The organism is Micromonospora sp. MGP-C2 (assembly GCF_057766525.1).
This window is the reverse complement of record NZ_JBYMEN010000002.1, coordinates 4,256,188-4,281,146: the sequence shown is the minus strand read 5'-3', so window position 1 is coordinate 4,281,146 and position 24,959 is coordinate 4,256,188. Positions and strand designations below refer to the sequence as shown.

General features: G+C 70.4%; 24 protein-coding genes. 13 read left to right on the top strand and 11 right to left on the bottom strand.

Features of this window, described 5'->3' with window-relative positions:
- Positions 1-365 precede the first annotated feature (365 nt).
- Positions 366-920: a hypothetical protein gene (locus AC3CF1_RS19575; protein ID WP_088950808.1), complete on the top strand. Its 555-nt coding sequence runs from the start codon at positions 366-368 to the stop codon at positions 918-920.
- Here the strand turns inward: AC3CF1_RS19575 and AC3CF1_RS19570 are convergent.
- Positions 905-1,405 carry a MarR family winged helix-turn-helix transcriptional regulator gene (locus tag AC3CF1_RS19570; RefSeq protein WP_393391505.1) on the bottom strand — a complete coding sequence of 167 codons (501 nt, stop codon included), beginning with the start codon at positions 1,403-1,405 and terminating at the stop codon, positions 905-907. The genes AC3CF1_RS19575 and AC3CF1_RS19570 overlap by 16 nt on opposite strands.
- A gap of 104 nt (positions 1,406-1,509) precedes the next feature.
- Here AC3CF1_RS19570 and AC3CF1_RS19565 point away from each other — a divergent pair, with 104 nt between their 5' ends.
- Entirely contained in the window at positions 1,510-1,737 is a 228-nt protein-coding gene (locus AC3CF1_RS19565; protein WP_099856854.1) for a hypothetical protein, read from the top strand.
- Positions 1,738-1,744: 7 nt separating this feature from the next.
- Here AC3CF1_RS19565 and AC3CF1_RS19560 read toward each other — a convergent pair whose 3' ends face one another.
- The 5 genes from AC3CF1_RS19560 to dnaA all read right to left on the bottom strand — a co-directional run bounded on the left by AC3CF1_RS19560 (position 1,745) and on the right by dnaA (position 8,149).
- On the bottom strand, positions 1,745-2,356 hold the full coding sequence (locus AC3CF1_RS19560) for a DciA family protein (protein ID WP_088950806.1): 612 nt from the start codon (positions 2,354-2,356) through the stop codon (positions 1,745-1,747).
- Positions 2,346-3,479: a DNA replication/repair protein RecF gene (gene recF, locus AC3CF1_RS19555; protein WP_488450990.1), complete on the bottom strand. Its 1,134-nt coding sequence runs from the start codon at positions 3,477-3,479 to the stop codon at positions 2,346-2,348. Before recF ends, AC3CF1_RS19560 begins: the two co-directional genes overlap by 11 nt.
- A gap of 16 nt (positions 3,480-3,495) precedes the next feature.
- A complete protein-coding gene (gene gnd / locus AC3CF1_RS19550; protein ID WP_088950804.1) occupies positions 3,496-4,368 on the bottom strand; it encodes a phosphogluconate dehydrogenase (NAD(+)-dependent, decarboxylating) in 873 nt (290 codons plus the stop codon).
- 40 nt (positions 4,369-4,408) lie between these two features.
- On the bottom strand, positions 4,409-5,542 hold the full coding sequence (gene dnaN, locus AC3CF1_RS19545; RefSeq protein WP_088950803.1) for a DNA polymerase III subunit beta: 1,134 nt from the start codon (positions 5,540-5,542) through the stop codon (positions 4,409-4,411).
- A gap of 777 nt (positions 5,543-6,319) precedes the next feature.
- The gene (dnaA, locus tag AC3CF1_RS19540; RefSeq protein WP_488450989.1) at positions 6,320-8,149 is read right to left on the bottom strand and encodes a chromosomal replication initiator protein DnaA; all 1,830 of its coding nucleotides are present in this window, start codon (positions 8,147-8,149) and stop codon (positions 6,320-6,322) included.
- A gap of 625 nt (positions 8,150-8,774) precedes the next feature.
- On the opposite strand from dnaA, the gene rpmH reads away from it, so the two are divergent.
- The 10 genes from rpmH (at position 8,775) to AC3CF1_RS19490 (ending at position 18,950) form a co-directional block, all read left to right on the top strand.
- On the top strand, positions 8,775-8,912 hold the full coding sequence (gene rpmH, locus AC3CF1_RS19535) for a 50S ribosomal protein L34 (RefSeq protein WP_007453904.1): 138 nt from the start codon (positions 8,775-8,777) through the stop codon (positions 8,910-8,912).
- 34 nt (positions 8,913-8,946) lie between these two features.
- Positions 8,947-9,363 carry a ribonuclease P protein component gene (gene rnpA, locus AC3CF1_RS19530; RefSeq protein ID WP_210791782.1) on the top strand — a complete coding sequence of 139 codons (417 nt, stop codon included), beginning with the start codon at positions 8,947-8,949 and terminating at the stop codon, positions 9,361-9,363.
- Positions 9,360-9,647 carry a membrane protein insertion efficiency factor YidD gene (yidD, locus tag AC3CF1_RS19525; RefSeq protein WP_088950801.1) on the top strand — a complete coding sequence of 96 codons (288 nt, stop codon included), beginning with the start codon at positions 9,360-9,362 and terminating at the stop codon, positions 9,645-9,647. The genes rnpA and yidD overlap by 4 nt, the downstream gene beginning before the upstream one ends.
- 3 nt (positions 9,648-9,650) lie before the next feature.
- Positions 9,651-10,643, top strand: coding sequence for a membrane protein insertase YidC (gene yidC, locus AC3CF1_RS19520; RefSeq protein ID WP_088950800.1), 993 nt, complete (start codon positions 9,651-9,653; stop codon positions 10,641-10,643).
- Between the two features lie 212 nt (positions 10,644-10,855).
- Positions 10,856-11,491: a Jag family protein gene (locus AC3CF1_RS19515; RefSeq protein WP_354982209.1), complete on the top strand. Its 636-nt coding sequence runs from the start codon at positions 10,856-10,858 to the stop codon at positions 11,489-11,491.
- A gap of 4 nt (positions 11,492-11,495) precedes the next feature.
- The gene (gene rsmG / locus AC3CF1_RS19510) at positions 11,496-12,338 is read left to right on the top strand and encodes a 16S rRNA (guanine(527)-N(7))-methyltransferase RsmG (RefSeq protein ID WP_354982210.1); all 843 of its coding nucleotides are present in this window, start codon (positions 11,496-11,498) and stop codon (positions 12,336-12,338) included.
- A gap of 256 nt (positions 12,339-12,594) precedes the next feature.
- Positions 12,595-13,920, top strand: a complete 1,326-nt coding sequence (locus tag AC3CF1_RS19505) for a ParA family protein (RefSeq protein WP_488450988.1) — start codon at positions 12,595-12,597, stop codon at positions 13,918-13,920.
- Between the two features lie 27 nt (positions 13,921-13,947).
- Positions 13,948-14,961 carry a ParB/RepB/Spo0J family partition protein gene (locus AC3CF1_RS19500; protein ID WP_354982211.1) on the top strand — a complete coding sequence of 338 codons (1,014 nt, stop codon included), beginning with the start codon at positions 13,948-13,950 and terminating at the stop codon, positions 14,959-14,961.
- A 1,655-nt stretch (positions 14,962-16,616) separates the two neighbouring features.
- A complete protein-coding gene (locus AC3CF1_RS19495) occupies positions 16,617-17,495 on the top strand; it encodes a hypothetical protein (protein WP_488452105.1) in 879 nt (292 codons plus the stop codon).
- Between the two features lie 273 nt (positions 17,496-17,768).
- On the top strand, positions 17,769-18,950 hold the full coding sequence (locus AC3CF1_RS19490; protein WP_355159435.1) for a Cmx/CmrA family chloramphenicol efflux MFS transporter: 1,182 nt from the start codon (positions 17,769-17,771) through the stop codon (positions 18,948-18,950).
- Positions 18,951-18,992: 42 nt separating this feature from the next.
- On the opposite strand, the gene AC3CF1_RS19485 is transcribed toward AC3CF1_RS19490, so the two are convergent.
- Both AC3CF1_RS19485 and AC3CF1_RS19480 read right to left on the bottom strand, forming a co-directional pair.
- Positions 18,993-19,997: a D-alanine--D-alanine ligase family protein gene (locus AC3CF1_RS19485; RefSeq protein WP_355159433.1), complete on the bottom strand. Its 1,005-nt coding sequence runs from the start codon at positions 19,995-19,997 to the stop codon at positions 18,993-18,995.
- Between the two features lie 7 nt (positions 19,998-20,004).
- Positions 20,005-21,318, bottom strand: a complete 1,314-nt coding sequence (locus AC3CF1_RS19480) for an aminotransferase-like domain-containing protein (protein ID WP_488450987.1) — start codon at positions 21,316-21,318, stop codon at positions 20,005-20,007.
- A gap of 293 nt (positions 21,319-21,611) precedes the next feature.
- Here AC3CF1_RS19480 and AC3CF1_RS19475 point away from each other — a divergent pair, with 293 nt between their 5' ends.
- On the top strand, positions 21,612-22,277 hold the full coding sequence (locus AC3CF1_RS19475; RefSeq protein ID WP_355159431.1) for a GNAT family N-acetyltransferase: 666 nt from the start codon (positions 21,612-21,614) through the stop codon (positions 22,275-22,277).
- 40 nt (positions 22,278-22,317) lie between these two features.
- Here AC3CF1_RS19475 and AC3CF1_RS19470 read toward each other — a convergent pair whose 3' ends face one another.
- The 3 genes from AC3CF1_RS19470 to trxB form a co-directional block, all read right to left on the bottom strand.
- Positions 22,318-23,481 (bottom strand): N-acetylmuramoyl-L-alanine amidase, encoded by a 1,164-nt coding sequence (locus tag AC3CF1_RS19470; RefSeq protein ID WP_088950791.1) that lies wholly within the window; start codon positions 23,479-23,481, stop codon positions 22,318-22,320.
- Between the two features lie 172 nt (positions 23,482-23,653).
- On the bottom strand, positions 23,654-23,977 hold the full coding sequence (gene trxA / locus AC3CF1_RS19465; RefSeq protein WP_088950790.1) for a thioredoxin: 324 nt from the start codon (positions 23,975-23,977) through the stop codon (positions 23,654-23,656).
- Positions 23,978-24,008: 31 nt separating this feature from the next.
- Complete coding sequence (trxB, locus tag AC3CF1_RS19460; RefSeq protein WP_179781506.1) at positions 24,009-24,959, bottom strand: thioredoxin-disulfide reductase; 951 nt, start codon at positions 24,957-24,959, stop codon at positions 24,009-24,011.

The following is a 24,959-nucleotide window of genomic DNA, read 5'->3' as shown; positions in this document are numbered from 1 at the left end:
CTCGACCCGACGTGGAGAATGAATCTGGGGCCACCGGCCCCGTCCCTCTCCCACACCGGGTCTTCGTCTCGCTGTCAATCCTACTGTGCGCGGGGGACAGAACCACCACTCGGCACCCTCAGAGAGGCGGCTGAGATGTCCGTAGCCGGCAGAACCCCGCTGCCCGCGACTCCCCCCACACGCCAGGGTCCGATCGCACGCGCCGTCCCCGAACGGGTTGACCCGCGCCCGGGCGGGTCGGGGGTCGCGGCCAAAGCATCCGTGCCGTACGTTTGCGGCGCCCCGGAACCAGCCTTGATCTTTACCGGCCGGAACCGGGACGATCGACCCGATCGACCCGACACGTGCTCTTTAAGAGGTGACAGATGGGGCTGGACAATGTCGCGGTGCACTGGCCGCGGACCGGCCGCTTCTACGACCCGGTCGCACCGGCCGAGTTCGTCGACTTCGGCGAGATCGTCGACCTGCCGCGAATCTCCGCGCCGACGGCCGCCCTGGCCGAGCTGATCGCGAAGACCGGCACCATCCGGGCGACCGCGTACACCGAGCTGGTGGATCTGCTCCTCGGCCTGGAAGGTGTGTTGTACGCCACAGACGCCGCCGCCGAGGACGAGGACCCGGTGATCGATCCGGACGGCTGCTCCTGGATCGCCAGCGGCATCGAGAGATTCGTGGCCGGGCACCGTCCCTACGGCGAGGCGGTCACCTTCGAGTCGGTGAGCACGGTGCTGCGTTCTCTGCTCGGCGACGGCAGGCTGGCCGAGCAGCAGCTGCGGTGGCTGGAGACCCGGCTCGACGCGCTGCGCGACGAGCGCGGCGACCCGCCGCAGTGGAACTTCACCTGCGCGGAGCTGGGCGTGCTGGCCGCGTTCTACCGGCGCTGCGCCGAACGCGGTTTCGCCGTCTACGCCGACGCCTGAGCTGCCGCGCCGGCCCCCGGCGAGGTCGGGTCGCCGCCCGGTCGGTTGGCCGCCGCGATCACCTGTGTGAGCACCGCGTGCAGGTGTTGCAGGTCCTCGACGGGCAGCCCGAGTCGCTGCACGATCGCGGCCGGGATCAGCTCGGCCCGGCTTCGCAGTGCGGCGCCGCTGTCGGTGAGGGTGACGGCGAGGCTGCGCTCGTCGCTGGGGTCGCGCTCCCGGCGCAGGTAGCCGGCTGCTTCGAGCCGCTTGAGCAGGGGTGACAGGGTGCCCGGATCGAGCTGCAACAGGCGGCTGAGGTCGCGGCCGGACAGCGGCGCGTGCTGCCAGAGCGCCAACATGACCAGGTATTGCGGGTGGGTCAGCCCCATCGGCTCCAGGAGTGGGCGGTAGACCGCCACCACACTGCGCGCGGCCACCGAGAGGGCGAAACAGACCTGCTGCTCCAGCGCCAGCGGGTCGACGCCTTCCGGTCTCTCGCTCATCGGTTGCCCTCCTGATGCACGATAGCTATCGTACCAATCATTGGTGTACCAACCATTGGTAGGCCAACAGTTGCGGGACCACACGACGCGGGAGAGTGCGGCAGATGAGCGAGGACGGCGCGGTCACCAAGGCCCCGGGCGAGGGCGGCCGACTCCTGAGCTGGGCCTTCCGGCACCTCGCCGGCCCCGCCGAGGGTGTGAAGGGCGCGGTGCAGGGCGGCTCGGCCGAGGCCCGCGACGCGTGGAAGCGCGACCTGGCCGAGCGCAAGCGCTTCACCCGGGAACAGCGCGAACGCAAGCGGGCCGACCGCGAGGCCCAGCGGCGGAGCTGAGGCGCCCTCAGCCGTACGTGTCGCGTGGGCCCCGCCCGCGTACGCGGCGCGGCCCCTTCGCCCAGGAGGGCGCGGCCGGGCCGTGGATGTGCAGCTTGCGCACCACGTTGTGGCCGACCTCGCTGGCGATCTGCTTGAGCAACGAGCCGGCGAGCAGCCGCAGCTGGGTGGCCCAGGCCGTCGAGCGCGCCTCCACTGTCAGCTCACCGTTCTCCAGCTTGACCGGGCGACTGTTCTGGGCGACCTCCGCGCCGACGACCCGCTCCCAGGCACCGAACACGGTGGCCTCGGCCGCGGGCTGCTGCCAACCACGCGCCTTCACCAACCGGTTCAGCACCGCGCTGAGCGGCTGGGGATCGCGCGGGTCGGGGCCCGGGCCTGAGTAGCCCCGCAACCGCCTCCCCGAGCCGCCGGCAGCGTCGCCGCCTCCGCCGCCGGGGGCACGTCGGGCGCGCGCCGCCTGCTGCCGCCGGGACAGCGCAGCGTCGAGCACCGCCCGGGCCAGCTCCGGCCCGCTGGCGGCCGCCGCCGGCTCACCGCCCGTCGACTTTCCCCCAGGGGTACGCGCAGCGTCGCCCTTTCCGGCCTCGGGACTGTTGGTGCGTGGCTCATCCGACACGGCGTACCGTCCCTTCGCCAACCTGATAGCGGGTGCCCCGCAGAGCGGCCGGCACGTCGTCGTCCACCGCGCAGGTGACGAGCAGCTGACTCGCCCCACCGACCAGCTCCGCCAGCCGCTCCCGGCGGCCGGTGTCCAACTCGGCGAACACGTCGTCGAGCACCAGCACCGGCTCGATGCCGTCGGCGCGCAGCAGGTCGTAGCCGGCCAGCCGCAGCGCGAGCGCGAGCGACCACGATTCGCCGTGGCTGGCGTACCCCTTGGCGGGCAGTGGCCCGAGGGTCAGCGCCAGTTCGTCGCGGTGCGGGCCGACCAGGGTGGTGCCCCGTTCGATCTCGGCGGAGCGGGACGCGGCCAGGGCGGCGGTCAGTGCCTCCGCCAACGCGGCCCGGTCGGTGGTCGGCTCGGCCAGCTCGATCGAGGGCCGGTAGGCGATGCTCGCCGCGCCCCGACCGGCGGCCACCGCGTCGTACGCCTTGGCGACGTGCGGGGTGAGCGCGGCGACGAGCTCCAGCCGACCGGCGAGCAGCTCCGCGCCGTGCTGGGCCAGGTGCGTGTCCCAGACGGCGAGGGTGCCGAGGTCACCGCCCCGGGACCCGCCGGTCTTGCGAGCCAGGTACGCGGTGCGCAGCAGGGCGTTGCGCTGCTTGACCACCCGCTCGTAGTCGGCCCGCACCCCCGCGTACCGGGGTTGGCGGTTGACCAGCAGGTCGTCCAGGTAACGGCGGCGCTCGGACGGGTCGCCGCGGACCAGCTCAAGGTCCTCCGGGGCGAAGAGCACGAGTCGCAGCGCGCCGAGCACGTCCCGGGCCCGCCGTGCCGGTGACCGGCCCAGCCGGGCCCGGTTGGCCTTGCCGGGCACGATCTCCAACTCGACCAGGAGTTCCCGCCCGTCGTGGACCACCGCGCAGCGGATCACCGCCGACGCGGCGCCCATCCGGACCAGCGGCGCGTCGGTGGCGACCCGGTGCGAATCCAGGGTCGCCACGTAGCCCAGCGCCTCGACGAGATTGGTCTTGCCGACGCCGTTGGCGCCGATCAGGACGTTCGCCCCCGGCTGGAGGTCGACGGCCACCCGCTCGTACGAGCGAAAGTCGACCAGTTCCAACCGTTGGACGTACACAGGGTGTGGATACCCCTCAGCGCTTGTGGACGGCGTGGCCACCGAACTGCTGACGCAGCGCGGAGACGGCCTTCATGGCGGGCGAGTCGTCCTGCCGCGACGCGAACCGGGCGAAGAGCGAAGCGGTGATGACGTTCAGCGGCACGGCCAGCCGGACCGCCTCGTCGACCGTCCACCGGCCCTCGCCGGTGTCCTCGGTGTAGCCGCTCAACTCGGCCAGCTCCGGGTCCTCGTCCAGTGCCCGGTCCAGCAGGTCGAGCAGCCAGGAACGGACGACGGTGCCCTCCCGCCAGGACTTGATCACGCCCGGCACGTTGGTCACCAGCTCGGAGGCGGCCATCAGCTCGTAGCCCTCGGCGTAGGCGTGCATCAGGCCGTACTCGATGCCGTTGTGCACCATCTTCGAGTAGTGCCCGGCACCGACGGGGCCGGCGTGCACGAAGCCGAACTCGCCCTCCGGCTTGAGAGCGCTGAAGATCGGCATCAGCCGGTCGACGTGCTCCTGGGCGCCGCCGACCATGAGCCCGTAGCCGTTCTGCCGGCCCCAGACGCCGCCGGAGACGCCGACGTCGAGGTAGCCGATGCCCCGCTCGTTGAGCCGCTCGGCCCGGGGCGCGTCGTCGCTGAACCGCGAGTTGCCGCCGTCGATGATGATGTCGCCCTCGCCAAGCACCTCGGCCAGTTCGTCGATCGTCGCGTCGGTGACACCGGCGGGCACCATGACCCAGACCGCGCGGGGCGACTCAAGCTTCTCTGCCAGGCCCGCGAGGGTCGTCACGTCGCTGATCTGCGCGTTGTGGTCGAAACCGACAACGTCGTGACCAGCGGCGCGCAGCCGCTCCCGCATGTTGCCGCCCATACGGCCGAGTCCTACAAGGCCGAGCTGCATGTGTTTCTACCTCCGTGGATCTGGGTGTTGCTGGGCGCGATCAGCGAGAGACGCGGATCGGCATGATGAGGTACCGGTACCCCGGAATTACCTCGCCATCCTCGTCGGCGGGAGAGATCACCGCGGGCTTGAAGGCGTCGACGAACGAGAGAACGGCGGTCTGGGAGCCCAGGTTGGCCAGGCCGTCGATGAGGTACTGCGGGTTGAACCCGATGGTCAGCGCGTCACCGGTGAAGGTGGCCTCCATCGCCTCGCTGGCCCGGGCCTCCTCGGAACCGCCGGCCTCGACCACCAGGCCGTCGGCGCTGAAGCTGAGCAGCACCGGGGTCGTGCGCTCGGCAACAAGCGCGACCCGCTTGACGACCTCGATCAGGGTGCTGACCGGCACCCGGGCCGCGGCGTTGTGGGTGGCCGGGAAGAGCGAACGCACCGGCGGGTAGTTGGCGCCGTCGAGCAGGCGGCTGGTGGTGCGTCGGGTGCCGCCTGCCAGACCGACCATGCCCTCGCCGGCAGCGCCCTGGGCGAGGGCGAGGGTGACCTCGCCGCCGAGCGGGCCGAGAGCCTTGGCGGTGTCGTTCAGGGTGCGGGCGGGCACCAGGGCGTTGATGCTCACGTCGGGGTCGTCCGGCCGCCACTGGATCTCGCGCAGCGCCAGCCGGTAACGGTCGGTGGCGAGCATCGACAGCGTGTTGCCGGACAGCTCGACGCGGACGCCGGTCATCATCGGCAGGGTCTCGTCCCGGCCGGCCGCGATGGCCACCTGGGAGACCGCCGTGGCGAACGCGGCGGCGTCGACAGTGCCGGCGCTCTGCGGCATCTCGGGCAGCGCGGGGTAGTCCTCCACCGGCATGGTGGGCAGGGTGAACCGGGCGCTCCCACAGACCAGCTCGAGGTGGGCGCCGACCGCGGCGATGTCGACCGGCTTGGCCGGCAGCGCCTTGGTGATCTCGGCGAGCAGGCGACCGGAGACGAGAGCGGCGCCGTCGGCGTCACCCTGCACCTCGACGGTGACCTGGCTGGAGACCTCGTAGTCGAACCCGGAGACCCGCAGGTTGCCGTCGGTGACGCGGAGCATCACCCCGGCCAGCACCGGTACGGATGGCCGGTTGGGCAGGCTCTTCGCGGTCCAGGCCACGGCCTCAGCGAGCGCGTCGCGCTCTACTCGGAACTTCATCAATGCCTCCGCGTCGACGTCAGCGACAACTCTCTCATGCCGACCGCTGCCTACCGTCCCGCCCAACCGTGCGGGTACCCATCGCACCTTAGGGCGCGTAGGCATCGGCTGTGCGCCCGACCCCATGGATCGTGTCGGTGCTGACCGGCTGATCCGGCAGCGTTCGGCCCGATCCACAGAAAGCCCAACGGTGATGATTGGTTTTTGTTCTCTTAGAAGAGATAACTCATCGTCTTCATCGCACCTGTGCAAACTGTGGACAACCCGAGTCTGCGCAGCTCAGAGAGGGTATCCACAGGTGATTTAGCTGTGGAGAACCGGGGGTACAACTGGCTCGCGTGTCCACAGCCCGCTCCGGCCGGCCGGTTGTCCACCGTTGTCCACCGGTTGTCCACCGGTAATCCACCGACTTTCTCCCCAAGCCTGTGGATCACGGTGAAGATCACCATTGCCTTCATCCCCAGAACCTTCAACAGCTCATGCACAGGCGGACCGTCATCGGTGGATAACGTGACCGTTGTCCCCAGGCGTCCACAGCTCCGTACACAGGGTTTCTCCACAGCCTGTGGGTAACCGGCGAAAGACGGATCGTAGTTATCCACCGACGGTGGATGACGAGCTGTGGACAACGAGTGGGCATCCAGGCGGTCACGGCCTCGATGCTGTGGTCTCCACCATGTCGAGAGTCCAGCCGAGGACGAAAAAAAGACCGCCCGGCCGGAGATTCCGGCCGGGCGTGTCCCGAACTGAGTGCCGTCGCGACGGCTGGCGTACGCCTCAGCTGTTCTGCTTGATGCGGTTGGTCAGCTCGGCGATCTGGTTGTAGAGCGAGCGGCGCTCCGCCATCTGCTGACGGATCTTCCGGTCGGCGTGCATGACAGTGGTGTGGTCCCGGCCACCGAATGCCTGCCCGATCCGGGGCAGTGACAGCTCGGTCAGCTCCCGACACAGGTACATGGCCACCTGGCGGGCGTTGACGAGCACCCGCGACCGGGACTGACCGCGCAGGTCCTCCAGGCTCACCCCGAAGTAGTCAGCGGTCGAGGCCATGATCTGGTCGGCGTTGATCTCCGGCCCGGCGCCGTCGGGCATGAAGTCCCGAAGCACCTCCTCGGCCAGGGACAGCTCGACGGTCGACCGGGTCAGGCTGGCGAACGCCGTCACCCGGATCAGCGCCCCCTCCAGTTCCCGGATCGAGTTCGACACCCGGGACGCGATGAACTCCAACACGTCCGGCGGGGCGTACATCCGCTCCTGCGCCGCCTTCTTCTGCAGGATCGCGATCCGCGTCTCCAGGTCCGGCGGCTGGATGTCGGCCAGCAGACCCCACTCGAACCGGGTTCGCATCCGGTCCTCAAGGGTGGCGAGCTGCCGCGGCGACCGGTCGGAGGTGATCACGATCTGCTTGTTGGCGTTGTGCAGGGTGTTGAAGGTGTGGAAGAACTCCTCCTGGGTGCGCTCGCGGTTCTCCAGGAACTGGATGTCGTCGATCAGCAGGATGTCGACGTCGCGGTAGCGCCGCTGGAACGCACTGGTCTTGTCGTCCCGGAGCGAGTTGATGAAGTCGTTGGTGAACTCCTCGGTCGAGACGTACCGGACCGAGCGGGCGTTGCCGAGCGTCGTGGCGTAGTGCCCGATGGCATGCAGCAGGTGGGTCTTGCCCAGGCCGGAGTGGCCGTAGATGAACAGCGGGTTGTACGCCTTCGCAGGCGACTCCGCAACCGCCACGCTCGCCGCGTGCGCGAACCGGTTGGACGAGCCGATCACGAACGTCTCGAACATGTACTTCGGGTTGAGCCGGTTGCCGCCGGTGTCGGCGCCGGGCAGCCGGCGGTCGTCGCGGCCACCCGCGCGGTGGTCCACACCGCTGCGGCCCGGGCCGCTGTCCGTTCCGCTGTCCCGGGGCAGCGCGCGGATCACGTGCTGGTCGCGCGGCGACGCCGAGTCTTCCCGGTAGCGGGGCTCGTAGGGCCTGGTGTCCGGGCCCGGCTGATCCAGGCGACCGGTCTGCTCGTCGTAGCCGCGCCGGTCCGCTCCAGGTCGGGGCGACCGCATCGGCTCCGCGAAGGAGGCACTGAACAGCGCCTCCTGCCCGTCCCTGCTGGCGGGGATCATCCCGGGACGATGCGCGTCGACGCTCGGCGCGAGCGGCGCACCCGCGGGTGCGGGTGGCGCGGCCGGCTCGGGCGTACGCGGCGCGTGTGACTGCTCAGGGATCAGGGCATCGGCATGCGTCCGAGCGCCCTGGTCGTCGTCGAAGGATGCGGCAGCCGGACCCTCGACGTCGAACGGGCTGGCTTCCGGAGCGCTGCGGTAGACAGTGCCGGCGGGTCGGCCCGTGGCGTCCTCCGCGACCCGAACGGTGACCGCCACCTGGATCGGCCGGCCGAGCCGGCGGGTCAGCGCCTCGGTGATCGCCGGGCGCAGCCGGGACTCGATCACGTCGCGGGTGAACGCGTCCGGGACGGAGAGCAGCGCGGTGTCCTCGACGATCGCCCGCAGCCGGGTCAGCCGGAGATAGGCACGCTGCTGGGCGGAGATGATCTCGTCGGCCAGCTCGTCGGTCGCCGCTAACCACACTGCGGCAAGGTCGGTCGTACCGGCCACCGTCGTGCCACCCCCTCGCCTCTGCTCCCGGCCGCCGCTGTCTGCCAGCCGGCCGTCCCGGGCCCGCCGCGTTCGCGGGTGGAACAACACCCACCTGACGGTCGACCGGTGGTCATCCACAAGTTATCCACAGCCTGTGTACCGACCGATTGTGGCCGCCCGCCGGACGCGGGTGGGACCTGCCCCTGCCTGAACGGGCGCTGAAGCGGGTTCACCGTGCCGAACGATTCACTGCCTTGTCCGGTCTTGCCTGTGCGACGACCGGAGCTTCCGACGCTCACCGCAATCGGGCACGGTAACAGCGTTGTCCCTGCGCCATCAACCGGCGACGCGGCGGCACCCTTCTCGGCATCAGCGAAAACCGCCCTTCGGCCCGGGCGCGTCCCGTTGGCCGCTCCTCGGGGTGTTTGACGGTCATTGCACCCCTGCGTAGGCTGGAACGGTTGCTTTCTCGCCCTCTGCTAGGGTGATGGGTGCTTGCTGTCCGCGGTTGCATCCCCCGCACCGCCGAGGTTCCGCTCCGCCGGACAGCACCGATCGTGGGCCACCGTCGAGGTGGCCTGGACCACCACACGACCCCGGCGATCCCGTCGCACGGGGCGCGTACGAAAACGGAGAGCCTGACGTGAGCAAGCGCACCTACCAGCCGAACAACCGCCGGCGCGCGAAGACCCACGGCTTCCGGCTGCGCATGCGCACCCGTGCCGGCCGTGCCATCCTTTCGAGCCGTCGCGCCAAGGGTCGCACCACCCTGTCGGCCTGAGCCGACCGGGCCGGTCCAGGGAACGTGGGCAGTCGTGCTGGCCGCCGCGCAGCGACTGCGGCGCAGCACTGACTTCGCCGCAGCGGTCCGTGGTGGCCGGCGCGCCGGACGTGGCGCCGTCGTGGTCCACCTGACCATGCCGGTGAGCGCCGACCCGAGCACACCGACCTCGTCGCAGCCGGTGCGGGACAACAGTGCGGAGCAGTCCTCCGCGCCGTCCCGCGCCGGCTTCGTCGTGTCCAAGGCCGTCGGCAACGCGGTGACCCGCAACAAGGTCCAGCGCCGACTACGGGAGCTGGTCCGAGAGCGGCTCGCCGCTCTGCCCGAGGGCAGCACCCTGGTCGTCCGAGCGTTGCCCGCCGCGGCCGAGGCGTCGTACCCCCGACTCGCCACCGACCTGGACGCGGCCCTCGCGGTTGCCCGGTCGTCCCGAGAGCGGCGGTCCCGATGAGTGCCGACCCGACCACCCCGCGCCCCACGTCAACCGGTGCCAGGGTGCTGATCGCACCCATCATCGCGTACCGTCGGTGGATAAGTCCGGCACTGCCGGCCCGCTGTCGGTTCTACCCGTCGTGCAGTGCGTACGCCCAGGAGGCGGTGGCCCGGCACGGTGCCCTCCGGGGAGCCGCGCTCGCGGTCCGGCGGCTGTTGCGCTGCCACCCCTTCCACCCTGGTGGACATGACCCGGTGCCGGAGCCGGGCGGTCGCCGCCGCGCCGATGTGACTGGAGCCTGAGAATTGTTCAGTCTTGACTGGATCTACTATGCGATTTCGTGGATCCTGCTGACCTGGCACTCTGCCTGGGACGCCATCGGGGTGCCGGTCGGCGCGGTCATCGGCACCAACTTCGCCTGGATCCTGTCCATCGTCTTCCTGGTGGTCACCGTCCGGGTGATCCTGTTCCCCGTCTTCGTCAAGCAGATCAAGTCGCAGCGGGCGATGCAGGCGCTCCAGCCCAAGGTCAAGGAGCTTCAGGAGAAGCACAAGGGTGACCGGGAGACGCTCCAGAAAGAAATGATGGAGCTGTACAAGAAGGAGAAGGCCAACCCGCTGATGGGTTGCCTTCCGATGTTCCTTCAGATCCCGGTCTTCCTCGGCCTCTTCCACGTGCTGCGCCGCCTCGACCCGGACAAGCAGAGCAAGACCCTCTACGGCTGGACCGTCGACCAGTTCCAGAGCGCCTCGGAGGCGAAGCTCTTCACCGCCCCGATCGCCGGCAAGTTCGGCTCCACTGCGGACGAGCTGGCCAGCCTCGGTGCCAACGGCACCACCGTGAAGATCATTGCTGGTGTCCTGGTCCTGGTCATGATCGCGACCACCTACCTCACCAGCCGTCAGATGATCCTCAAGACCGGCTGGGCTGAGGACCCGCAGCAGCGGATGATCCAGCGCCTGATGCTCTACGGCATCCCCGCGTCACTGCTGATCTCCGGCGCGATCTTCCCGATCGGCGTGATCATCTACTGGGTCACCAACAACCTCTTCACCCTCGGCCAGCAGCAGTGGGTGCTGCGGAAGTTCCCGCCGCCGGTGACCGCCAAGAAGGCAGTGGCCCCCGCTGCCAGCCGTAACCCGGTGCAGCCCGCCAAGACCGGCGGCCTGTTCGGCCGTGGCAAGTCGGCTCCGCCGGCGCCGGTCAAGGCCACCGCGCCCAAGGTGGCCGGGCCGAAGCCGGGTGCCAAGCCGACGAACAACCCGAAGAAGAACCGCCCCGCCAAGCGGCAGGGCTGACCTCTGCGGGCCGCCGCCAGGTGACTGGTGGCGGCCCGTTCCGCACTGTGCAGCCGCCGTGAGGCCGGCGCCGGGCGGAATCGACCGCGCACCGCGCGGCCACGGGCGACACTGCCCGTACAGACGTGCCCGTGGGCACCGGCGACCTCCCGCCGGCCCCGGGAAACCAGTCGGACCCGACGGTCCGGCCGAGCGAGTACGGAGATGAGACCGTGACCGAGACCAGCATCCCCCGCGCCGAGCAGTCCCTGGACGAGGAGGAGACCGCAACGCTCGCGGTGAACGGCGACGACACCGAGGACGACGAGACCGAGGACGACGAGACCGAGGCGGACGACGACACCGACACCGCCGCTACCGGCGGTCGGACCAAGAAGGCCGTCGGCGAGGGCGACCTGTTCCGGCAGAGCGAGATCGCCGCCGACTACGTCGAGGGGCTGCTCGACATCCTCGACTACGACGGCGACATCGACGAGTTGGTCGCCGCGGGCCGCCCCATGGTCGAGGTGGTCGGCGAGCGGCTGCAAAATCTGGTCGGCCAGCGCGGGGCGACCCTGGAGGCCCTCCAGGAGCTCACCCGCCTCGCCGTCTTCCGGCAGACCGGGACGCCGAGCCGCCTGCTGCTCGACGTCGGCGGCTACCGGGCGAACCGTCGCAAGGAACTCGCTGCGGTCGCCAAGAACGCCGTCGAGAAGGTCAAGGAGTACGGCGAGCCGGTCCGGCTGGACGCGATGTCCGCGTTCGAGCGCAAGTGCGTGCACGACGTCGTCAACGCCATGTCCGGCGTGGCGAGCGAGTCCGAGGGTGTGGAGCCGAACCGGCGCATCGTCGTACGGCCGGCGGACTGACCGGGTGACCCACGACGACATCACGGCCGACACCGTGACCGGCCCGGGCGGCACGCCGCCCGGGCCGCCCGCTGTCCAGCCCGCAGACGCTGAATCGACCCGACCCGACACCGCCCCGTCGCCAGCGGACGCGGCTCTGCCGCCCGAGCTGGCACCGGCCGCACTGACCCTCTTCGGTGACCGTCTCGACCTGGCCGCCGCGTACGCCGAGCTGTTGGCCACCGACGGCGTCGTCCGCGGTCTGATCGGCCCCCGGGAGGCACCGCGGATCTGGGATCGGCACATGCTCAACTGCGCGGCCGTCGCCGAGCGGATCCCGTCCGGCGCGACCGTGCTCGACGTCGGCTCCGGCGCCGGCCTGCCGGGTCTGGTCCTCGCCATCGCCCGTCCCGACCTCACTGTCACCCTGATCGAGCCGCTCGCCCGACGAACCTCGTTCCTGATCGAGGTCGTCGAGCGACTCGGCCTGGCGAAGTCGGTGCGGGTCTTCCGGGGTCGGGCGGACGAGGCGGCCAGCGGATCGAGTGGGCGGGACCCGATCAGCGGAGACGTGGTGACCGCCCGCGCGGTCGCGCCACTGGACCGGCTGGCGGGCTGGAGCCTTCCCCTGGCGGTTCGGGGCGGCCGACTGTTGGCGCTCAAGGGGTCGTCCGCCGCGGCGGAGATCGAAGAGCACGCCGAGGTGGTGGCGCGACTCGGTGGTGGAGAGCCGACCGTGCAGCTGTGCGGCGTTGGGGTAATCGATCCGCCGACCACCGTGGTGGAGATCGTGCGCGAGCGAATGGTCGGCCCGGCTCGCCCGGCGGCCAGCAAGCGCTCGCGGGCCGGTCGCTCCCGCCGACGCTGACACTTCGCGCCATCGGGCTTCCGGCTGGTGGGTTGCCTCGTTGTACCGGTACGGATGGACGAGGAGATGACAACCCGACGTGGACCGGCCGCGCCCGTCCGCCGTAGGCTGACCGCGCGTCGATAGTGTGGAGCGAGCGGTGGACGTCGCGGGTCTCCGATCGCTCCCGAGGGCCGTACGCTCCGGGATGCGAGCGTGGTGTGGCCAAAGTTGACCGGGGCGCGGACCGACCATCCGAAGCGGGCAGGGATGACAGGTGCATGACGACGGCAGGTACGACGATCCACGCGTGACCGGGTCAACCAGCGATCCCGTTTCACGTGAAACCGACTACCCGAGCTGGTCGCCCGGCGCGACCGGGTCACCGACCGGTCCAGCGGACGGCGATGCGCCGGCAGCACCCGAGCAGTCCCCGGGCTCGGGGCGACCGGAGGGCGCGGCCGTCCCGGATCCGGCGAGTGTTCGTCGCACGCCGGAAGGGCTGAGCCGACCGGTCAACGCCGCCGAGGTGCGGTCGACCTCGGGTCGCCGCAACACCGCCGCGGCGGTTCGTTTCGAGCCTGCGGTTCCGCACCAGCCCACCGCCGCAGTCGTTCGGGATGCCGCACCTGCGGTTGCCGAAGCACCGGTGGCTTCGACCGAATCGTTGGCCGCCGTGGCGGCCGACCCCACGTACGTTTCACGTGAAACCCCGACGCGCGAAGAGGATGACCCACCGTTGGCTATGGAGGCGATGCGCGCCGTGCAGATCCTGAATCCCAGTGGCGAGGTGACCATGCCTCGACCGGACCGGACCCGGGTCATGTGCGTCGCCAACCAGAAGGGCGGCGTGGGTAAGACCACCACCACCGTCAACCTTGCGGTGGCGCTCGCCCTGCACGGCAACCGGGTGCTCGTGGTGGACCTCGACCCGCAGGGCAATGCCTCGACCGGGCTCAACGTCCCGCACCACACCGGCATCCCGGACGTCTACGACTGCCTGATCAACAGCGTTCCGCTGGCCGAGGTGGCGCAGGCGGTCGAGGGCATCCCCAACCTCTGGTGCGTCCCCGCGACCATCGATCTGGCCGGCGCGGAGATCGAGCTGGTCTCCGTGGTCGCTCGGGAGTCGCGGTTGGACCGCGCGATCGCCGCCTACCCGGGCGAGTTCGACTACGTCTTCATCGACTGCCCGCCCTCGCTCGGTCTGCTGACGGTCAACGCTCTGGTGGCCGCGCAGGAGGTGCTGATTCCGATCCAGTGCGAGTACTACGCACTGGAAGGGCTCAACCAGCTGATCAACAACATCAACCTGGTACGCCAGCACCTCAACCCGAAACTCGACGTCTCCACCATCCTGCTGACCATGTACGACCGCCGTACCCGGCTGGCCGATGCCGTCGAGCAGGACGTCCGGAACCACTTCGGCGACAAGGTCCTCCAGGCGGTCATCCCCCGCAACGTCCGCGTCTCGGAGGCGCCGAGCTACGGCCAGTCGGTGATGACCTACGATCCCGGTTCGCGGGGAGCGACGAGCTACTTCGAAGCCGCCCAGGAGATCGCGGAACGAGGCGTCAAGGAGCCGGTGGGCCGGAATGCGTAGTGCGGATGAGTCGCTGGGAGGCGTGGCATGAAGAACCGTCCTCGGGGCGGTCTGGGTAGGGGCCTGGGGGCACTGATCCCGACCGGGCCGGCGCCGGCTGCCGCTGGCACCGCGACGGCCGAACCGGAGAACGAGTACGTGGACGACGTGGGCACCGAGGCCGTCGCCGCGGCTCCCGTCGGGGCGCCGGTCCGAGAGCCGGAGCCCGTGCTCAGTCCGGTGCCGGGTGCACGGTTCGCCGAGATCCCGGTCGACGCGATCCTGCCCAACCCGAAGCAGCCCCGCCAGGTCTTCGACGAGGAGGCTCTGGAGGAGCTCAAGACCTCGATCCTGGAGGTCGGCTTCCTCCAGCCGATCGTCGTCCGGCAGCTCGACGACGAAAAGTACGAGCTGGTCATGGGCGAGCGACGCTGGCGCGCCGCTCAGGCGGTGGGGCGGGAGAACATCCCAGCGATCGTCCGGGACACCCGGGACGACGCCATGCTCCGCGACGCCCTGCTGGAGAACATCCACCGGGCCAACCTGAACCCTCTGGAAGAGGCCGCCGCCTACCAGCAACTGCTGGAGGAGTTCGGGGCCACCCACGAGGAGCTGGCCCGCCGGATCGGACGGAGTCGCCCGCAGATCTCCAACACGATCCGACTGTTGAACCTGCCGGCGCAGGTGCAGCGCCGAGTGGCCGCAGGGATCCTGTCGGCCGGTCACGCCCGCGCCCTGCTGAGCCTCGACGGTGCAGAGGCACAGGAACAGTTGGCGTTGCGGATCGTCGCCGAGGGCCTGTCGGTCAGGGCGACCGAGGAGATCGTGGCCCTCACGCTGAACGACGGGCCGGCGAAGGGGCAGGCCGCGAAGCGCCGGCCGAAGGCGCATGCGCCGGCCCTGACCGATCTCGCCGACCGACTGTCCGACCGGTTCGACACCCGGGTGAAGGTGGACATCGGGCGGAGCAAAGGCAAGATCACGATCGAGTTCGCGACCGTGGACGACCTTGAGCGGATCGTCGGGATCATCGGAGTGCAGCAGGAGGAGAGCGAGGGCTGAGTCCTCCCTCCGTGCCAACGGCCGCGCTACCCCTCAGGGGTGCGCGGCCGTTCCATATGCCGCTCGCCATGTTTCACGTGAAACGGCCGTCGTTTCACGCCCCACCGATTGGCGGCCCCCGCCAGCGCGACTCGAACGCCTACGACTCGCTCAGCCTGAGCGCGTGGGCGCCTCGCCACCCGATCCTGCGCCGGTCGACGTCAGCCGGTGGGCAAAGGCTCAAGGCTCTGTTTCACGTGAAACGGGAGGGGGTCGAGGGTGGTCGACTCCCCGGCTGCACCCGATCCGTTGGGAGCGCAGCTCGGCCACCGAGATGCGGGGTGATGCGCAATTGGCCGCCAGCTCTCACCCGGCCCCCGGTAGATGCTCATGGAGTGCCCTGTGCGCCGCTCAGTTGCCCGCTGCCGCGTCGTGTGCCGCAGAGGGTGGTTGTGATCGACCGGAGCACCGGGCGCTCTTCTCGGGGCACGTGAGTATCAGGAGGCGGTGGTCGGCGGCGGTGCGTTGCGACCTGGACCGCACCCGCCGGCAGCGATGGCGGGAGCCCGCAGCAAAAGCGGCGCCCACCTCATCGCCTGCCGTCGTCCGTCGTATCGCGGCTCGGTCCGCGCGCGCCTCGGTCTGCGCCTGTCCCGCCCTGTCCACCTCGCGGTGCCGCCCCCTGGTCGTGCTGACCGCGCCCTTCGTCGCGCTGTCCGCCCTCGTCGTTGCCCGCGCCCCTCGTCGTGCTGCCCGCCCCGCGTTGTCCGTCGACCCTGCACCGTTGGGGGTCTTGCCGTGCGACCAGCCGTCCCGCGTCGATCCGGGCGCGCAACGCCGGGGTCAGCTCCGGTGCCACCCTCCCGCTCGGCTGGCACCTCGACAGGCGGCCGTCCGACGCCCTGTTCTCGTCTCACAGTGCACGCCACCTGGCCGCGCCTGAGCGTGGTGGACCGCGTCGCTCGGCCCGGAGTGGGGAGGCAGTGCCCCTGGGGAAAACCTCTCAGGGGCTGAGCCCGGTGGAAACTCCACGCGGCTGAGGCAGCGGTTCGATCCAGGACCGCTTCGGCACCCCGGCAGGGCGACCTTCTCCCGCTGGGAGCGGAATCCAAAGCTCCAGCGCAACCGAGTCGAACGGCAGCGCCCCCGATGCCGTCTGCGAACTGTCGCCAACGCCCCCTCGGGCAGTTCGCGGACAACGACCGACGGCCCGAAAAGTTATCCACACCCTTTGTCCACAGGCACCCCCTGTTTCACGTGAAACAGCGCGTGGGAGCGGGTGCGAGCCTGTGGATGACGGCCTGTGTTGAGGATCTCGGCAGCCTGTGGATATCGCTTCACGGCGCAGCGGTGACACCGTGTACCCGGTCGACGACGGGCCCTGATTCGGCAGGCCCGGACCGATCATTCAGGTAGGGACAGCGGTGCCAGACTCGGTTAGGGTCAGCGTCGTGCACGACACCCCTCCCTCAGTCCCGGACTTCACCCAGTGGCCGTCGTTCCCCTTCGAGGGCGACCTCCACGTGAAGCAACTCGATGATCCGGTCCCGGTCGAACCGCCCCGGAAGGGCGAGGGTCTCCGGGAATGCACCGCCTGCAACGCACCCGACGATGCCTACATCTGGGTGGGAGAGCGCTGGCGGGTACGCGCCATGGACCGGCCCACCGGGCTGCCCATGGTGCTCATCCTGGAATCGCGGACGCACCTCGACCTCGGCGATCTGCCGAACCTGCTCGCCGCCGAGCTGGGCGTGATGACCGTTCGTCTGGAGCGGGCCATCCGGTCGCTCGACGGGGTGGCGCGAGTCCACGTCAACCGGTGGGGCGACGGCTCGGCGCACCTGCACATGTGGTTCCTCGCTCGGCCGTACGGTCGCCTCCAGCTGCGGGGCACTTTCCTGTCACTGTGGGACTCGATCCTGCCGCCGATCTCCGAGGCGCAGTGGCGGGAGAACCTGGCGCTCGTCGCCGCCTGGCTCGCCGAGTTCGGCGGTCGCCCACTCGCCGAGCCGCCCCGCATCCAGTGGCAGGCGCCGTCCAGCCTCCTGGCTCAGTCCGAAGCTGCGGATGCCGCTGCCGCTGCCGCCGATGCCGCAGCGGCGGCTGCTGCTGCCTCGGTCATCGAGGCGGCGGAGGAGATCCCCGAACCAGCGGGTTCCACTCCCGGCGTCGATCCGACCGACGGCGACACGGCACTCTCAGCGGATCCTGTGGACGGGGACGCCGACGCCGGGTCCACGGTCGCCGACATCGCTCGGACGAGCGAAACCGCCAGCCCGGCACGAGCCGGCAACGCGGCGAGCAGCGCGCCCGCCGGCACGACATCGTCCGGCGCCTCAACGTCCGACACAACATCGTCCGGCGCGACACCATCTGGCGTCTCGGAGTCCGGCACACCCACGTCCGGTGTCGCCGGCGCGGTGCCCGCCAACGGACCCGCGATTCTCCGGGGAGCCGTGGTCCGGAACGATCCGGAGGGCGCCGCTGCTGACAAGGCCACCGCCGGCACGCTAGATGAGGCACCCCGCAGGGCCGCCCCGAACAGCGACGCCTAGAACACCGGCGCCCCGGGGCACAAGGTTGACGACACGCGCGCCGGGCGGAAACCAGTTGCGTGGTGACCGGCGGGTTTGAGTAGTGTCTGCGCCATGTCGAGCCCTGAGGCATCCAAGGTGGGGGCTTTCGGTCACGCCGTCAGCCCCCCTGAACCACTGAGTTCATAGTCCGCTTCCCAGCAGCCTTCGCTGCATGGGCATTTGCGCGCACCCTTGGGGCGCTGGCCGCGGTGACGAGACGTCTCCTCGTTCTCTCTCACCTCGGAGTTCTTGATGCCTCTGCCGCTGTACCTGCTTGCCGTGGCGGTCTTCGCCATGGGCACCTCGGAGTTCATGCTTGCCGGCCTGGTGCCGGACATCGCCGCAAGCCTCGACGTGTCGGTCGGAGCCGCCGGGCTTCTGACCTCGGCGTTTGCTCTCGGGATGATCTTCGGCGCGCCACTGATGGCGGCGCTTGCGCGCTGGTGGCCTGCCCGGGCCAGCCTGCTGTGCTTCGTGCTGGTCTTTGCCGTGGCCCACGTCGTAGGCGCTCTCACGACGAGCTTCGCGGTTCTGCTCATCACCCGGGTGACCGCCGCCCTGGCCAACGCGGGCTTCCTTGCTGTGGCACTGAGCGCGGCGGCCACGCTCGTCGCATCTGACCAGAAAGGGCGTGCGCTGGCGGTGCTGCTCTCGGGTACGACGGTGGCCACCATCGCTGGAGTTCCCGGCGGCGCGATCCTCGGCACGGTGCTCAGCTGGCGGGCAACCTTCTGGGCGATCGCACTGCTCTGCCTTCCCGCTGCCTTCGGTGTCATGAAGGGCATCCCGGCCCGTGTCGGAAAGATCTCTCGGGACACTCCGGCTGGCTCGTCTCTTCGGAACGAGATCGCCCAGCTCGCGATGCCCAGGCTGGTCCTGGTCATGTTGCTCGGTGCCCTCGTCAACGCGGCCACCTTCGCCACATTCACCTTCCTGGCACCGATCGTGACTGACACCGCCGGGCTGGGCGAGCTGTGGGTCTCGGTCGTGCTGGTGCTCTTTGGTGTTGGGTCCTTCTTCGGCGTCACCCTCGCGGGACGGCTCTCCGATCAGCGTCCCGGCCTCGTGATCGCAGTCGGTGGCCCGCTGCTGTTGGTCGGCTGGTTCGCGTTGGCGACCCTGGCTGCCCAGCCGGTGGCGCTTCTGCTCCTCGTGTTCGTGCAGGGCACGCTTTCCTTCGCGTTGGGCAGCACCCTGATCGCCAGGGTCCTCTATGAGGCAGCAGGAGCCCCCACCATGGGAGGTTCGTATGCGACCGCGGCGCTCAACATCGGTGCCGCTGGCGGCCCTGCCGTTGCTGCAGCGACGCTCGGGGCCAACGCGAACGACCTTGGCCCGGCGTGGGTCAGCGGCCTTCTGGTTACGGTCGCACTGCTCATCGCCCTGCCGCTGCGGCGGTTCATCGCACCCCGCGTCGGCCAGGCGATTCGATGACCCACGCGAACACCCCGACAGGGGGTGTCTGAGGTGAGCAGATCAGGAAGCGGCGAGGCGAGCCGCTGCCCGGGTGACCAGCGTGCCGAGGAGCCGGCCGAAGTCCAACCCAGCCGCCTGCACGGCGAGCGGCAGCAGTGACGTCTCGGTCATGCCCGGCGAGACGTTGACCTCCAGCACGTGCGGCTGACCCGAGGCGTCCACGATCACGTCGACGCGGGAGAGGTCCCGCAGGCCGAGTGCGGTGTGCGCGGCGAGGGCCACGTCGGCGACCGTGGCGGCCACCTCCGGGTCCAGCCGGGCCGGCGCGTGCCAGGTGGTCCGGCCGGCCGTGTAGCGGGCGGCGTAGTCGTAGACGCCGTTACGCGGCACGATCTCCACCGGCGGCAACGCCTGCGGTCCGTCGCCGAGGTCGACAACGGAGACCGCCACGTCCATGCCGGGCACGTACCGCTCGACGAGCGCCGTGGAGTCGTACGCGAAGCAGCCGACCATCGCCGCGGGCAGCGCCGCCGCGTCGCGGACCACCGCGCCACCCAGCCCCGACCCGCCCTGGGCGGGCTTGACCATCAGGGGCAGGCCCAGCCGGTCGACGATCCGGTCCAGTACGGCGACCGCACCCAGCTCGGAGAAGCGATCGTGCGGCAGGGCCACCCAGTCCGGGGTGGGAATGCCGGCCTCGCGGAGCACGGCCTTGGCCGAGGGCTTGTCCCAGGCGACCCGGGAGGCGCGGGCATCGCAGCCGACGTACGGAATGTCGCACAGGTCCAGCACCCCGCGCAGCGAGCCGTCCTCGCCGGTGGCGCCGTGCAGTGCGATCACCACCGCGTCCGGTGGGTCGGCGGCCAGCGCCGGGAGCAGCGCCACGTCGGCGTCGCGCAGCTCGGCCTCCACCCCAACGGCGCGCAGCGCGTCGAGCACCCGGCGACCGGAGCGCAGCGACACGTCCCGCTCGTAGGAGAGCCCACCCGCGAGCACCACGACGCGTAGGTCGGGCGAGGCGACGGAATCGGTCACGAGGAGGCGCTCAACGGCGGTCGTACCCATGGCGGCATCATGCCAAGTCGGGCCCTGGCACGTCGGAGCCGGCCTGGCCGCGTCGGCCGGCGGCACCGCCCACGGCACCGAAGACGCGGCGCATCGCGATCTCCTGCTCCATCACACCGGACAGCCGGCGGACGCCCTCGCGGATCCGTTCCGGTGGTGGGAAGCTGAAGTTGAGCCGCATCGCGCCGGTGCCGGTGCCGTCGGCGTAGAAGCCGGTGCCGGGCACGTAGGCGACCCGGGCGGCGACCGCTCGCGGCATCATGGCCTTGGAGTCGAGCCCCTCGGGCAGGGTGGCCCACACGAAGAGACCGCCGGCCGGCGTGGTCCAGCTGGTGCCCTCGGGCATCAGGTCGGTCATCGCGTCGAGCAGGGCGTCCCGGCGCTCCCGGTAGACCTCGCGGTAGACCTTGAGCTGCTGCCGCCAGGGCATCGTGCCCAGGTAGGTGGAGACGGCGGCCTGGGCGAAACCGCTGGGGCAGAGGATCTGGGCCTCGCTGGTGATGACCAGCTTGTCGCGGACCGCGTGTGGCGCCAGGATCCAACCGACCCGCAGCCCGGGCGCGAAGGTCTTGGAGAAGGTGCTGAGGTAGAAGACCCCGTCCCGGCGGCGGGCCCGCAGGGGCGCGGGGGCCTCACCCTCGAAACCCAACTGACCGTACGGGTCGTCCTCGACGACGAGCAGGCCGGCGCGCTCACAGATGTCGAGGACCCGTTCCCGGCGTTCCTCGCTGAGCGTCACGCCGGTCGGGTTCTGGTAGGTGGGGATCGTGTAGAGGAACTTCACCCGACGCCCGGCGCGGGCGAGGTCGGCGATGGCCGCCTCCAGCGCCTCCGGGACGAGCCCGTCCTCATCCATCGGTACGTGCACGACCTGCGCCTGGGCGGCCTGGAAGACGCCGAGCGCACCGACGTACGTCGGACCCTCGGCCAGCACCACGTCACCGGGGTCGAGGAACAGCCGGGCCACCAGGTCCAGGGCCTGCTGCCCGCCCACGGTGACGACGACGTCCTCCGGAGAGGCGCCGCACGCGGCGTCGATCCCAGAGAGCGACATCACCTCGCAGATGCGCTCGCGCAGCTCGAGGGTGCCCTGACCGATGCCGTACTGGAGGGTGGTCACGCCGTGCTCCGAGCCGAGCCGGCCGAGCATCTCACCGACAGCGTCCAGCGGAAGGGCGGCGATGTACGGTGCGCCGCCAGCGAGCGAGACGACCTCCGGACGGCTGGCGACCGCGAACAGTGCTCGGATCTCCGAGGCGGTCATCCCGCGTACCCGCCGGGCGTACCGGTCGGTGTAGTCGTCGAGTGTCGTGCCGGTCATGACCTCACCTCGATCGCTGCTCGGGTGGCTCCCGCCCCGGGTACCCCACAAGCCGCTGACCATGGCGGCGGGACACCGATTGTCGATCCTAGTCCGCCGAAGCCGCCCCGCGACCGTGCCGAGACGGATCGACCACATGGCGGACCGTGTCCGGCCTCCCCGGTGGGGTGGGCATCTGCGCGTCCCCTCCCGCATCTCCGATCGTCGGCGTACGATCGCTCGTCGGGGGCAGGAAGGCGGCGCTGTCGTTCCATGCCGGTCTCACCACCGAGCCTATTGTGGGGATGCTCCATATGTCGCGACGTCTGGTCAGCCTGACCCTCGACACGTTGGAAGACCTCCCGCGCCCGTGCCGGCAGTGCGTCTACTGGGAGCTCGATCCGGTCTCCGCGGAGCGCGCCTGCGCCGCTGGCGATCCGGGCCTGGAGAAGGAGGCGTGGGTCTCCCAGACGCTGCTGGAGTGGGGCTCCTGCGGCAAGCTCGCGTACGTCGACGGCATGCCGGCCGGCTTCGTGATGTACGCCCCACCCGCCTACGTGCCCCGCTCGATGGCGTTCCCGACCTCGCCGGTCTCCGCCGACGCGGCACTGCTGATGACGGCCAACGTGGTCGCCGCGTTCGCCGGTGGCGGCCTGGGCCGGATGTTGGTGCAGGGCGTCGCCCGGGACCTGACCAAGCGGGGGATCAAGGCAATCGAGGCGTTCGGCGACGCCAAGTTCGGCGACGCGGACGACCCCTCGGGTGGCTGCGTGGCGCCGGTCGACTTCTTCCTCTCGGTGGGGTTCAAGACCGTACGTCCGCATCCGCGTTTCCCCCGGCTGCGCCTTGAGCTGCGTACGGCGCTGAGCTGGAAGTCCGACGTCGAGTACGCGCTGGAGAAGTTGCTCGGCTCGATGAGCCCGGAGACGCTGCTCCGCCCGGTCCGTCCCGCCTCGGCCACCCGTTCCACCAACGGCTGACCGCCGGGCTCGCGCGCGGCGACCGCACTCGGGCGGAGGATCAGTCGACCACGGTGCCGGCGGCGACGACGGCCCGCAGTTCGCTGACGTCCAGCGAGCCGGTCGGAACGTCCCGTTCGATCGGGTAGTACATCCGCTGCACGGCAGCCACGATCGCCTCCACCACACGGTCCCGGAACCGGGGGTCGACCAGTTGGGCGCGGTCCGTGGGCGACGTGAGGTAGCCGACCTCGACCCGGACGGCGGGCATCCGGGTCAGTCGCAGCAGGTCCCACGTCTTGGCGTGGGTGCGGCAGTCCCGCAGGCCGGCCCGGGCGACGATCTCCCGCTGCACGAGCCCGGCCAGACGCTCACCGGTCGCCGAGGTCACCCCGTTGTCGGTGCCGTAGTGGTAGGTCGCGACGCCCTCCGCATCCGGGTTGGCGTGGCCGTCCAGGTGCAGGGAGATGAACACGTCGGCACCGAGTGAATTGGCCAGCTCGGCCCGGTCGGTGTCCGGCAGACAACGGTCGGGCGACGGCCCCCGGGTGAGCTGCACCCGCACCCCGGACGCGGCGAGCCGCCCCTCCAACCGGCTGGCGAGGTCGTGCACCAGGTCGGCCTCCGTCCAGCGCAGCGGCCCGTCGGGCACCACCATCCCGGGGTCGGTGCCACCGTGCCCCGGGTCGATGACCACCGTCTTGCCGACCAGCGCCGGCCCGGACTGCCGGATCGCGTCAGACTCGCGTAGCCACTGCGGGCGGCCACCGACCACCTTGCGGCCGATCCGGCGCAGCGCGTTCATGGTGTGTGGGCCGCAGGAGCCGTCGGGGGTGAGACCGACCTCGCGCTGGAACTGGGCCACAGCGCGGGACGTCCGGACGCCGTAGATGGCGTCCGCGCGGCCCACGTCGTACCCCATCTCCAGCAGTCGCTCCTGCAGTGACCGGACGTCCTCGCCGGTGAGCGGCTCGGGGACCGCGTGGTAGAGGGTGCGGGCGCCGAGCCGCCAGCGGGCGGCGTCCAGGGCGCGCCAGGTCTCCGCCCCGACCCGGCCGTCCACGCTGAGCCCTCGGGACTGCTGGAACGCCCGGACGGCCCGCTCGGTGTCCAGGTCGAACTCGTCGGCGTGCGGCCCGGCTGCGGCGAGCAGGTCGAGGCCGATCAGGATGGTACGAATCTCCGTGACCGCGGGTCCCCGGTCACCGGGTCGGATCGGACGCACGCACGACCCCCTCTGCACGACGCTGGCTGGCCGGGCGGCCCAGGCTTGAGGCTATGCGTTCCGGGGCGGTGAGGTGGCTGGGGCCAGGAAAAACGTCGCCGGTGCGGCCCGGGAGACAACGAAACCCCGCACCCGGCGAGCGGGTACGGGGTCCGGTTGGTGTTTCTGCTGGTCAGAGGGCCGATTCGATGAGCTTGACCAGCTCACCCTTCGGCTTGGCGCCCGCGATCGACTGCACCGGCTGGCCGTTCTTGAAGACGGTGAGCGTCGGCACCGACATCACGCGGTAGGCCCGCGCGGTCTCCGGGTTCTCGTCGATGTTGAGCTTGACGATGGTGACCTGGTCACCCATCTCGCCGGCGATCTCCTCGAGCAGCGGCGAAACCTTGCGGCAGGGGCCGCACCACTCGGCCCAGAAGTCCACCAGAACCGGCTTGTCAGCCTGCAGCACGTCGGCGACGAAACTCGCGTCCGTGACCGCCTTGGTCTTTCCCACTATGGCCCCTCCTCAGATGTGTTCGGTTGCTTCAGCTGAGCGTCGCGATGAACCGCTCGGCGTCGAGCGCGGCGGCACAACCGGTGCCGGCCGCGGTGATCGCCTGGCGGTAGGTGTGGTCGACGACGTCGCCGGCGGCGAAGACACCCGGCACGTTGGTGCGGGTGCCGGGGGCCTGGACCTTGACGTAGCCCTCGTCGTCCATCTCGACCTGACCACGGAAGAGCTCGCTGCGCGGGTCGTGGCCGATGGCCACGAACACGCCGGTCACGTCCAGCACCTTGGTCTCGCCGGTGTGCACGTTGCGGACCCGTACGCCGGTGACCTTGCCGTCATCGCCGAGGATCTCCTCGACGGTGCTGTTCCACTCGACCTTGATCTTCTCGTTGCTCAGCGCCCGGTCGGCCATGATCTTGCTGGCCCGGAACGAGTCACGCCGGTGGATGATGGTGACCGACTCGGCGAAGCGGGTGAGGAAGCTGGCCTCCTCCATCGCCGAATCGCCGCCGCCGACGACCACGATGTGCTGGTTGCGGAAGAAGAAGCCGTCGCAGGTGGCGCAGGAGGAGACGCCGTGGCCCAGGTATTCCTGCTCGCCGGGCACGCCCAGCGGACGCCAGGCCGAACCGGTGGAGAGGATGATGGATCGGGCCCGGTAGGCGGTCTCGCCGACCCAGACGGTGCTCACCGCGCCGGAGCCGGCGTCGCCGGTGTCCACCAGCTCGACACGGGTCACGTCGTCGGTGAGGAACTCGGCGCCGAACCGCTCAGCCTGCTTGCGCATGTTGTCCATCAGCTCGGGGCCGAGGATGCCGTCAGCGAAGCCGGGGAAGTTTTCCACCTCGGTCGTGGTCATCAGCGCACCACCCGACTGCACGCCCTCAATGATCAGCGGCTTCAGGTTGGCGCGTGCGGCGTAGACCGCCGCGGTGTAGCCGGCCGGCCCGGAGCCGATGATGATCAGGTTGCGGACCTCGTCCAC